This is a genomic window from Enterococcus sp. DIV0421 (genome assembly GCF_051713745.1).
Taxonomy (GTDB): Bacteria; Bacillota; Bacilli; order Lactobacillales; family Enterococcaceae; genus Enterococcus_D; species Enterococcus_D casseliflavus.
Map to the genome: position 1 here is coordinate 1 of NZ_JBIOQM010000006.1, position 10415 is coordinate 10415.

The 10415-nt window shown below is 34.8% G+C and carries 8 protein-coding genes; 3 read left to right on the plus strand and 5 right to left on the minus strand.

The annotated features are described in order from the left end of the window. Positions 1 to 54: 54 nt before the first annotated feature. Positions 55 to 198 carry a hypothetical protein gene (locus IGI96_RS19520; RefSeq protein WP_438785691.1) on the minus strand — a complete coding sequence of 48 codons (144 nt, stop codon included), beginning with the start codon at positions 196 to 198 and terminating at the stop codon, positions 55 to 57. A gap of 16 nt (positions 199 to 214) precedes the next feature. Beyond that, positions 215 to 370: a hypothetical protein gene (locus IGI96_RS19525; RefSeq protein ID WP_438785692.1), complete on the minus strand. Its 156-nt coding sequence runs from the start codon at positions 368 to 370 to the stop codon at positions 215 to 217. A 1384-nt stretch (positions 371 to 1754) separates the two neighbouring features. Between IGI96_RS19525 and IGI96_RS19530 the strand changes: the two genes are divergently transcribed. Next, the gene (locus tag IGI96_RS19530; RefSeq protein WP_438785693.1) at positions 1755 to 1934 is read left to right on the plus strand and encodes a hypothetical protein; all 180 of its coding nucleotides are present in this window, start codon (positions 1755 to 1757) and stop codon (positions 1932 to 1934) included. A 372-nt stretch (positions 1935 to 2306) separates the two neighbouring features. Here IGI96_RS19530 and IGI96_RS19535 read toward each other — a convergent pair whose 3' ends face one another. After that, the gene (locus tag IGI96_RS19535) at positions 2307 to 2777 is read right to left on the minus strand and encodes a MarR family transcriptional regulator (protein ID WP_438785694.1); all 471 of its coding nucleotides are present in this window, start codon (positions 2775 to 2777) and stop codon (positions 2307 to 2309) included. Beyond that, positions 2770 to 3789, minus strand: coding sequence for a replication initiation protein (locus IGI96_RS19540; protein ID WP_438785695.1), 1020 nt, complete (start codon positions 3787 to 3789; stop codon positions 2770 to 2772). The genes IGI96_RS19535 and IGI96_RS19540 overlap by 8 nt, the downstream gene beginning before the upstream one ends. A gap of 656 nt (positions 3790 to 4445) precedes the next feature. On the opposite strand from IGI96_RS19540, the gene IGI96_RS19545 reads away from it, so the two are divergent. Next, positions 4446 to 4517, plus strand: a complete 72-nt coding sequence (locus IGI96_RS19545; RefSeq protein ID WP_438785698.1) for a type I toxin-antitoxin system Fst family toxin — start codon at positions 4446 to 4448, stop codon at positions 4515 to 4517. 3459 nt (positions 4518 to 7976) lie between these two features. Here IGI96_RS19545 and IGI96_RS19550 read toward each other — a convergent pair. Then, on the minus strand, positions 7977 to 9029 hold the full coding sequence (locus IGI96_RS19550; RefSeq protein ID WP_438785696.1) for a hypothetical protein: 1053 nt from the start codon (positions 9027 to 9029) through the stop codon (positions 7977 to 7979). A gap of 35 nt (positions 9030 to 9064) precedes the next feature. Here IGI96_RS19550 and IGI96_RS19555 point away from each other — a divergent pair, with 35 nt between their 5' ends. Then, positions 9065 to 10183, plus strand: coding sequence for a DNA cytosine methyltransferase (locus IGI96_RS19555; RefSeq protein WP_438785697.1), 1119 nt, complete (start codon positions 9065 to 9067; stop codon positions 10181 to 10183). Positions 10184 to 10415 lie beyond the last annotated feature (232 nt).

Sequence of the window (10415 nt, forward strand, 5' to 3'; positions counted from 1 at the left end):
GAGCATAGATAAAAGAAGCCAAGAGGGAAAGAAAAAACTCTCTTGGCTTCTTTTTTACTTAGGTTTCCAATTGGTACCTTCAATCACATACCCAACCATGAATGAACCTACTAACCAAACACCTAAAGGGATAACCCCACCAGTAATTTCTTTAGAATCAGTATCAGATAATTCGTGATATTTTGTTGTTAGATCCATAAATTAACAGTCCTTTCTATTTTCTTGTAAAACCTAGTGCTCCGTAAACGGTTTGAGCACACCACTTGCCAAAATCATAAGTAATTTTGATAACAGAAAAATTGTTTAAAAAGGTTCCGCCACCAGAAATAGATTTGGCTTCATTAGTAGACAATTCTGTATACTTTTCCATGTAGATTCCTCCTTTCATGGTTTAAATTTATTTTAAAGAGGTTTTATACCTACTTTAAATTTTTTGTTTTCAATATTATTCTAAAAATATTGATCAATAAATCACAAACAAAGGTATATTCACAACTTATTGAGTGATTTGAGTTTAATTTTTGTAAACAACCACACAAAAATATTATTATTTCGTGGGTGAATTTAAGTTAAATGGACTAGAATTTTGTCCACTTTTTTTCTATAAAATAAAAGAATCGATATGATAAAAAATGTTATTTTATCAATTAGTTAACATAATGTGCATTAACTCAAGACGCCCGTCAATCAAGCGATTGACGGGCGTTCTTTGTGATTTTCAATTGGTCTAGTTATGTTGGTTTACTAAAATGCCGATAAATCAAATTTCCTTTTTTGGTTTTTTTGTGAATTTTATTTATCTATTTTTTAGTATGTTGTTATTTTCAGCAAATTTTGATAGGATTATTTTATCCTACTGCTGGTTATTCTAAGATTAGAAGAAAAGGGAGAACCAACCTTTTCTCTTGATAGTCGTTCGTGAAATGAACGGCTATTTTTATTTATAGATATAAAGAATTTGGTAAGGAATGATAAAGAGATAGTCTTCTCAAATAAATTTCTAATTGTTATAATTTACTTGGAGAACGGTCGTTACTGTTCTTACTATTCTTTTCATAGATTTCCTATTTTCCCCTAAAACGTTTGAGAGTGCGTTTTAGGGTGCTTTTTTAAGATTTTCCATAGATTCAGAAAAAATGCCTTAGAATGTCTTACAAAACGTTTTTAAGGTATTTTCTCTATTTTTTACATAAAAACTCTTTATACTTCACTGATTTTTACTAGAAAATAATTTTCTAAGTCTTTTTGTATTTTTCTTTTTTATGACATTTCACCTAAAATATACAACAAAAAAATGTTTTTTGTTGTATATTTTAGGTGAAATGTCATTTTTTTTATTTTTTCCTTCTTCTTTTCCTTATGCATGTTATAATTTTTTTACCCAAACTAATCGTTTATTCCTTTTAGCACTCTAAATATTGAAGTTAGAGTGTTTTTTTATTTTTTCTCATATGTATCACATACCAATATCAAAAGGAGGCAATTTTTTTTAGCATTGTGTCCTTTTGGCGTTCTTTAAACTATGTTATAACCCTCAAAACTATCAGTTATTTCTTGTAGTATTTTAATTCAACAATTATAGTATATTTTTTCGATACAAAAAAATATAGGCTGCTAGCATTCTTTGGTCATATTTTTAAAAATTACACATCAAATTTTTTATTTATTTGCTGATTACCAAAATGATTCGTTAACTATATTGTTGTTAATTGAATCAGTTTATATAATTAACTAAAAGCAATTTAGGTGAAAACATGAACAGAAAACAAATCAAACAACGACAAAAAGAACTTCGACAACAGATTCAAAACTTGATTGATTCTACCCCTCAATGGGTTCACTTATCAGACGACGCACCAGAAATTAGATACGCTAGAGAACTCCAAAAAGAAATTGAACGCCTTGGAAAACTGCGTTTATACAGAGAAACATAAATAAACAAGTTGAGCAATTGTTCGACTTGTTTTCGTTCTGCAAAACAACCTATCTGTAAATCTATCATCTTTCACGTTTTTTTGATGCCCAAAATCACACCATTTCATATATAATCCGTATAATTTTTCTCAAAAACTTTTTGACAATCGCTAAAATTGTTATAATTCTTTTCGAGAACGTTTTCAAGCGTTATTATGACCTTTTCGTGGTTCTATTCGTTATAGTCTGCCCTAAAACAGCCCAACTCGCGTTTTAGGGTTCTTTTTTTGTTTAAAGCTATCAGGACAGTATTTTCTGGACCTTCTATACGTTCGCCATTTGTGAACGTCCTCAACAAAGGTTTATCGCTATAAATATTATGTTTGTCCGTTTTACGGTTTCTTCCAGAAAAAATGCCACCACTTTTTTTGTTTTGTAATCGGTTCTTTTAGTAGATTTACTGGTAAATCAAGATCTTCAGAACTCGATTCTTCAGGTTTGGAAAGTAACAGTTGTTCCTGGAGTTTCTCAATTTGTTTGTTGGCCTGTAGAGTGAGTTGTTGTTGCTGGTCTAGTAACTTCTGCATTAGTTTTATTTGTTCATCTTTTTCTTTAGAAGAGTTTAGAACGTCTAAATAGATATCATAATCGACAAGCTTATTTGTCGATTTGTTTGTCGAAAAATTGTCGACTTCAAACCCCATTAAAACTTTGATATCATAAATATTTTTCTCGTTTAGAACAAATTTATTGCCAACTTTATTTGGTTTTTTACTTGTCGGTAATTTGTCGATTATTTGTTGAATTCTTTGTTTGCTGACTCCTAATTCTTCAGCAAGCTCTTTTATCGTTTTATCAGCCAATTTCTTCACCTTCAGTCTGATCTTTTGAAAGAGATTGTGCCCAATATTTTTCCGAATCAAAAGCCATTAGAGTGGCTAAGGTGTCTAAAAACTGAGTAGCATTTGGCATTCTGTAAGTATCAACTTTTCTAGCTTCAGAAAAAAATACTGCTTGTTCTTCAAAGGGCTTATCCCGTAGTAGCATAGCTTTTCGGAAATATTCTTCTTGAATTGTTTTCTTCTTCTCTTCCTCTTCTTTTTCTGCGACAAGTATATTTTCTGGTACAGTTTCTGAGCGTTTAGGTATTTGTTGCCCTTTTTTCTTTTTTAAATCATTAAAATCATTAAAATCTTTCCACTCACCTGTTTTTTCTGCTTGCCACGTAAATTCATAGCCAGTAATTGGATTGCCTCGAGATTTTGATTTTAGTGGGGTTATATTCAAATTTTTAAAATAAGGTGACAACTCTTTTTTTATAGGATCCAGCACTCGTTTTGCGACCATTCCAGACTTAAAAGACTTTGGTATATCAAGGTAATCTCTAAACTCTTCAACAGAATAGACTTTTCTTCCTTGTATACGCCATTGCTTTAATAAACGGTACATTGTTTTAGCATAAGTAGACCGAATTTCTGTAAATTCTTCAAGCTCAAAGCTAGTAAAATTAGCTTGTATTTGATTCAGAATATATTGGAAATTTTCAGATACTTGTACAGTAACTGTTTGTTCTTCAAAATCAACTTCAAAGCGACTAAACAGAGTCATTACAACTTTTTTCTTAGTTGTTCGTTCTGTATAAATTAACTGAGCAACTTTATTTGTAACTTTATCCATAATGTCATTCCATCGATGGTTATAATCACCAGCAAATTTAGTCAATTCTTTAAGCTCATGTGACTGGAAAATTAAGTTTTTACTCTCTTGTTCTCGTGCTTTTGCAATGATTGAAAAGAAAAAGTTCATTTCTTCTTTACTCCAACGTCGCATTGCAACAGTATTTAGATCATTGTGAAACTTTACGACTTCGTTCATAACTGATATCACCTCTATAAAATGATACTACAGACGTTATAAAGTATCAACTAACAAAATGATACCTAAGAACCCGCAAAATGATACCTAAGAACCCGCAAAATGATACCTAAGAACCCGCAAAATGATACCTAAGAACCCGCAAAATGATACTCATAAAAAGCTGTATCCCTTGGGAGAGTAAGTATACAGAAGTCGTTAAACATATATTAAACATATATTAAACATATATTAAACAGTTCAAGGGCAAAATTTCCCGCCTAAAATCCCCTTCTTTTTTCTTCGAACAGATTCGCGCAATTTTCTAAACTGAAAACCTTGCTCCCTTCTGTCGCTAGAAAAGGAGTGAGCGAAACCCACGCTCACATTTTACTTACAGCGGTCGCTCTGCTCCCTCGTTAAAATCAAAACCGTGTTTCAAAGAGACCTTTGGAAGGCGCTCACAGCCTGTCTAAGCGATTCTAAGACAAGTCAGAATCATTTTGCTGATCTGACTACAAAGCGCCTTACAGGCGGTCAGGGCAAGCCCTAACGACCCAAAAACGACACATGGGACCCCGTTCTGTCTGTGTGGGTATCTTTACTAGCGGGCGAATATGCTATACTCAAAAACGGCAACTTGCCCCTGAAAGGGGGTGCTATTCATGTACGAACTTATGTCTTTGGTTATCGCTCCACTCTTTGTGGGTCTAGTGATTGCGCTAGTTAATCATTGGTTAGACGATTAGCAGATAGCCTCGCAAGTTGTCCTAACCCACACGCCTATCCGCAAGGTGAAAAAAAAGCCCAGACCTCGTCACAGGTCTGGGCTTTTGTGCTATTCATACAAAACTTATGTCTTCCGCACGTTTATTATAGCATAATTGTGACCGAAAAGTCACATTTTGTTCTTTGGTATCAATGTCAGTACAGCCAAAATATCCGTCATATGGCGGTCTATGTGACCATATGCGCAAAAGAGTAAAAACATCAAAGCGTCTCTGCATAGAAAAAATAACAAAAACACTAGGGGCGAAAATAGGATGATATCGGGGCGAACCAAGGGCGAATAGGGCGACTGAGGGGTGAAAATAATCGCGACGTTCGGAAACGATCGTAAAATCAGGGCGAACCAGGGGCGAATGTTCGATAAATTTGGGGCGACTATGGGGCGAAAGAAGTCAAAAGTGTACCCCACCGAAAAGCCTTGCACGGCAAGGCGGGACACCTTGTGTGTACCCCATTTTCCCTTATGCTCTTACAGACAACTGAAACAGCTTAAACAATAGATAGCCCAATTTGAACAAATTCCGAAGAAAAAAGCAGAAAAAAAACAAACCTACAAGAACGAATGAAGGTTTTTGTAGGTTTTGAAGCCCTCACAAGCGATTTAAGAGCGTTTGGTTGTCCGGTTGATGGAAAAGGCGTCTATAAAATAAAACCTCTTAAAACGGAAATTAGGCACCTTAGAAACGATTGCTCAATTTCTCGTTGATTATCTTTTCTTCAACCATTCTTTGTTCTCTTTTTTAACAAGCGCTAATATGTTATAATCACCTCGACAGATACAATATAGCGAGAACTTGTTTCCTTTCAAAAAAACGCAAGTTCTCGCTTATTTTTTTGCTCATTTTCTTTTCCGTTAACATTAACCCAAATTGTAATAAGAGCTGACTTACTAATTATCAAAATTTTGTTTTTTGGAGTCTTCCCTATCAAGTTCAAAATTGCTATAATCGCCTTGAGAGCGTTTCTAAGCGCTCTTAGACCTTCTATGGTTCTATTCGATTATAGCCTGCCCTAAAACGTCTCAGCTTGCGTTTTAGGGCTCTTTTCATGTATCAAATCACCATGCTATAATTTTAAACGGAATTGTGGTATTGCCATCCACAACTCCGCTAATCATTCTCTGAGCCTTACAACATATGTCCTACGTTGTAAGGCTCTTTTGCGTTTGAAGTCGCAAATGCCAGTCATGAACTCCTTCCATAAGATCTTGGGCTTTGCCCAAACCCACTAGGAAATAATTTCCTGGATCTTCTACACGCTCACGAGTGGGGTCTTGTTTTTAGCCGTCAACTCCTCAAAGCCTCACAGAGGCCCCAAGAGGCTCTCAGGAGCTCTCTAAGCGCCTCTAATTCGATTTGCCGTTTATTTCTCTTTCTGTCCTTAAAATCGCTTAGAACGCAAAATAAACCCCTTTTAGAACAAAATAAAGCATGATATATTACTCCTATACCCATATTTTTTATATCTTTCTTTTTTTGCAGCTTTGATTACAACAAAAAACAAGTCTTTCACTAGACTTGTTTTTTGTTGTACTTTTCAATCAAAATGCTAAAACCTTGGCATTTCACTTGAACGATTTAGAAATTTTGATAAAAATTTCTTCCAGCGCTTCCGCTCGGCAAAATCGCAAGCGATTTTAATTTCAGGGAAGTGTCAATAGTATTGACACTTAACCGCCTGTTAGATAGGGCTGTCGAACAAATTTCACTCAAAATATTTTTGTATACGCTAAAATTTGCTATAATCAAACTAGCCGATTCATATGCATTACACACTATACAAAAAGTCCTCAATGTTTTTGCATCGAGGACTTTTTGCTTTTTTCATATCGTGTTATACTCCCATTATAAAAACCATCATTTATTCCTTTTTGCACTCTAATTATTGAATTAGAGTGTCTTTTTTATACCAGCATTTGATCATCACAATTTCACAAATTTTATTTAAACTCTTTTTACCAAGCAATAAAGTTGCTATAATTAGTTTTGAGAACGTTTCCGAGCGTTCTTGTGACCCTTTTGATATTTATCATTGTTGCCTGCCCTAAAACGCCTTAAATTGCGTTTTAGGGCCCTTTTGCGTTTGAAATCGCAAATGCCAGTCATGAACTCCTTCCATAAGATCTTGGGCTTTGCCCAAACCCACCAGGAAATTATTTCCTGGACCTTCTACACGTTCACCACTCGTGGGCGTCCCCAACAATGAGGTTGGGGCATGCAAGAGCGTAGAGGCTTGTTTTTAGCCGCCAACTCCTTAAAGCCTCACAGAGGCGCTAAGAGGCTCTAATTCGATTTACTGTTGACTGCACCTTATCTTTGTTTCTCTTTGTCTATTTCCCCTAAAAGGCAGACACAAATATCGAAGGAGCTTGCGACTGATATTTGTGGTTGACTGAAGGCTTCATGAGCAAAGCGAATGACCTTTTTTTCTTTTCAGCATTTTCTTCCTTTTCCATACCCATAGATTTTACCTTTTGTTTTTTTACTTTTTCTAAATAAAATCTATCAAAGTTTTATGGATACGCTGACTAGAATCGGTTCTAGTGATCTCCTAATCTTATTCTAGTCAAATTATAGTCATTTATTAAATAAAATAAATTTCAAAATAACTTTCTATTTCAAGTTTTACAATTTAACAAACCATAAATACTTGTTATTTTTTATTTCGCTCTTCCCACTTACGACAACTTGCCCTGAAAGACAGAACTTTTCTCGTCTGCTTCTCTCTAGTTTTCCAGAGTGAGGGTAACTCCTTCCCCTTGAATTACCCTCAAAGAGTGACACTGGGATATCCCTAATTTAATTATAAAAAACGAAAACCTTTCGCTCAACTAATTTTTGCTTCTGCTGAGTCAAACCTCGATAGAATTTATTTTTCTTACACGCAGCGGAGGAGACACCCCTGTCTATACGGTTACGTAGAGAGAGGGGTGTCTCCTCCGCTGCGTGTAAGGTTCAGGAGTATCGCCATTGATTTTAAATTTAGTAAACATTACAAACATTTCGTAGGAAAGCCCAGATTCACTTCTGCGACCAAAACGCAAAGATATCCTTTATGACCGTCTTCCAACCTGTCTAAGTTTTTCTAAGCCGTTTTTAGTGATTACAACTAATCTTGGTTGTTAAACGCCTTACAGGCGGTCAGGGCAAGCCCTAACAACCCAAAAGCAATTTTAGATCCAATAAACCACCTGAACAGCCGTAAAAAGCCATACTATGCTCACAGAGCCGATTTTACTTGATATTGGTATAAAAAATAACGGTCGAATGAGAAAAGGCTTAAAACGTAAAATATGCCGCTTTAGAGATATCTTAGGAATTATGTCTTGATAATTTAAAGACACCTGTCATTAATTCCTAGCACAAAACTATAGACGCGGTTATTGACGCGTCTATAGTTTTGTGCTACTCTAAATTGAATTATAGAATCATTTCTGACAGTTTTTGGACGTTAGATTGTTCTAAGAGTTTATTGTATGGTTCTAGGCTCCCTAAATAGTTAAGTATAGCTTTGTAACTGTCGTATAAATTATTGGAAATTAAATCAGTGGGAAGATTTTTGCTCCAATTCTCTTTACATAGTTCAAAGAAATCATCAGAAGCATTATTTAAAGTTTGAATTAGCAACTCTCTTAAGGCAACTAACGTGCCAATAATTTTCGGGAAATCTGTTGTATTGAAAGTATAAACTCCACCAGAAGAAAATAAATCTCTCAGAGATTTATTGTAGACGTAATATGCTTCCAAAAGGTATTCAGCAGACCTTGTATATTTACTGTGTTTACTACCATGTAGTAAATCATCTGGAAAAAGAATTAGAAGTTCTGCTCGTATTTGATCCCTCTTTGTAGAAGGCAAATCATTGAATTTAGTTGGAGGAACGGTTTCAGCAGGTGCCGTATACCATTTAGCTCCACCGCTATTTTCTTTAAGAAATTTTTGAACGAAACGGACTTTCTCTGATTCACCCATGCTTCGTAAAGAGTCATATTCTTTTTTAGAATCAAAAACGGATTCACTCAAATTTTCCATGTCAATGGTGAATCTTGGACTATGGGTGACTTTTATACTTGAAGTAACTTGCCAATAAGGAGCAAATTTAACCAAAAGCCTTTTCTCTTTTGGAACTTTGCTTCCAAACACAAGATATATCTCTTCGTATCCTTCCCCAGTTATAGATTCAAAAACAGAATTACCATTGGTATTCCAAGAGCCGTTTCCTCGATACTTTAGCTCAACACCATATTTAACATCGTTCAGAATCAAATCTACATCTGGAAAATGATGACCAAGGTGTATTGTAAATTGTAATACATTTTGAGGAGATAATTCTTCTGAAACTTCTTTTACAACCAAAGGGAATAACTCTTCAAATCCGTTATCATTCCCTTTGCTCCGTAAAAAACGATCATCTATTGGACTTATAGATTCAATTTTTTTACGGATTATGTCTAAAACATCAACAATATTCATTTATCACACTCCATTCTTAGAAAGGGTTATATATTATGAAATCATATTTTCACAAAGAAACCAATACCATTAATACTTTTGAAGTAGAAGTTCCTGAGGAAACAAAAAAATTAAATGTAGTTTCCTTATTCAGTGGCGTAGGAGGGATGGACTTAGGATTCCGAGGGAATTTCGATTTTTTAGGAACCCATTATTCTGAACAGCCATATAACTTAATTTTTTCCAATGATATTTTTAAACAAGCGGCAGATGTATATGAGATTAATTTTGGGCATAAGGTAGAGAGAAGAAGTATCGATGACATAGATGTAAGAGAGCTGCCTAACGAAGAAGTAGATATTGTTTTAGGAGGATTCCCCTGTCAAACGTTTAGTTATTCAGGAAAAAGAGGAGGATTAAGTGACCCAAGAGGACAGCTGTACCTTCAAATGATTCGAATAATAGAACACTATAGACCTAAAATGTTTGTTGCCGAAAATGTAGATGGTATCCGAAATTCAAAAAAAGATAACAAAGGAAATGCCGTTGACGTTTCAGCATTGGATACTATTCTAAAAGCTTTTGATGTTGCAGGATATAATGTGCAATATCGCGTTTTGAATGCGGCTGATTATGGGGTGCCACAGTCCAGAAGAAGGGTTATTATTTTAGGAATAAGAAAAGATTTAGGCGATCAAGAAGATGTGTTTTATCCTAAAGCATTGTTTGATCAAACAGGGTTAGAAACAAAGCTAAAATGGCTTTCTGCTAAAGAAGGTATCGATGATTTATGGGGAAAAATTAATGATCCTACTGTCTTAAATCACACTCAACGTGATTATTCTAAAGCTAAGTTTTATCCTGGCAAAAAAATGCAAGGAAATAATCGTATAAGTGCTGACCGACCTGCCCCTACAATTCGTGCAGAGCACCACGGAAACATAGAAGCTCACTACAGAACTACTTTGAAAGATGAAAATAATATGGACGGTTGGAGAAGGCTGTCTGTTCGTGAGACAGCTAGATTACAGTCATTCCCAGACGATTTTAATTTTGCTTGTTCCGCTAGTTCAGCTTATAAAATGATCGGAAATGCTGTTCCACCAGTAATGTCATGGCATGTAGCACGCTCTGTTTTCTATACATTAAACAAATTAGTGATAACATCAAAATAATATATTAAACCTCTAGATATTGACCTGAAGGGCAATTGATAATAATCACCTTAAATACAGACGGATAAAACAATTACTAAGTTTATTAGCGACCTATGATATCCAACAATACAGAAAGGTGATAATTATGAGAGGAAAAAATACTTGGATAAAAGTGGGTAAATTTTTGTTGGTCATCTTTGCTTTTTTTGCTGGTACATTAGTAGCAAAAACGGTATTTTCGTTATTTATG

What these genes read in the sequence shown, in the direction of transcription:
- IGI96_RS19520 (WP_438785691.1), bottom strand. Translation starts at nt 198, where the DNA reads ATGGATCTAACAACAAAATATCACGAATTATCTGATACTGATTCTAAA.
- IGI96_RS19525 (WP_438785692.1), bottom strand. Translation starts at nt 370, where the DNA reads ATGGAAAAGTATACAGAATTGTCTACTAATGAAGCCAAATCTATTTCT.
- IGI96_RS19530 (WP_438785693.1), top strand. Translation starts at nt 1,755, where the DNA reads ATGAACAGAAAACAAATCAAACAACGACAAAAAGAACTTCGACAACAG.
- IGI96_RS19540 (WP_438785695.1), bottom strand. Translation starts at nt 3,789, where the DNA reads ATGAACGAAGTCGTAAAGTTTCACAATGATCTAAATACTGTTGCAATG.
- IGI96_RS19550 (WP_438785696.1), bottom strand. Translation starts at nt 9,029, where the DNA reads ATGAATATTGTTGATGTTTTAGACATAATCCGTAAAAAAATTGAATCT.
- IGI96_RS19555 (WP_438785697.1), top strand. Translation starts at nt 9,065, where the DNA reads ATGAAATCATATTTTCACAAAGAAACCAATACCATTAATACTTTTGAA.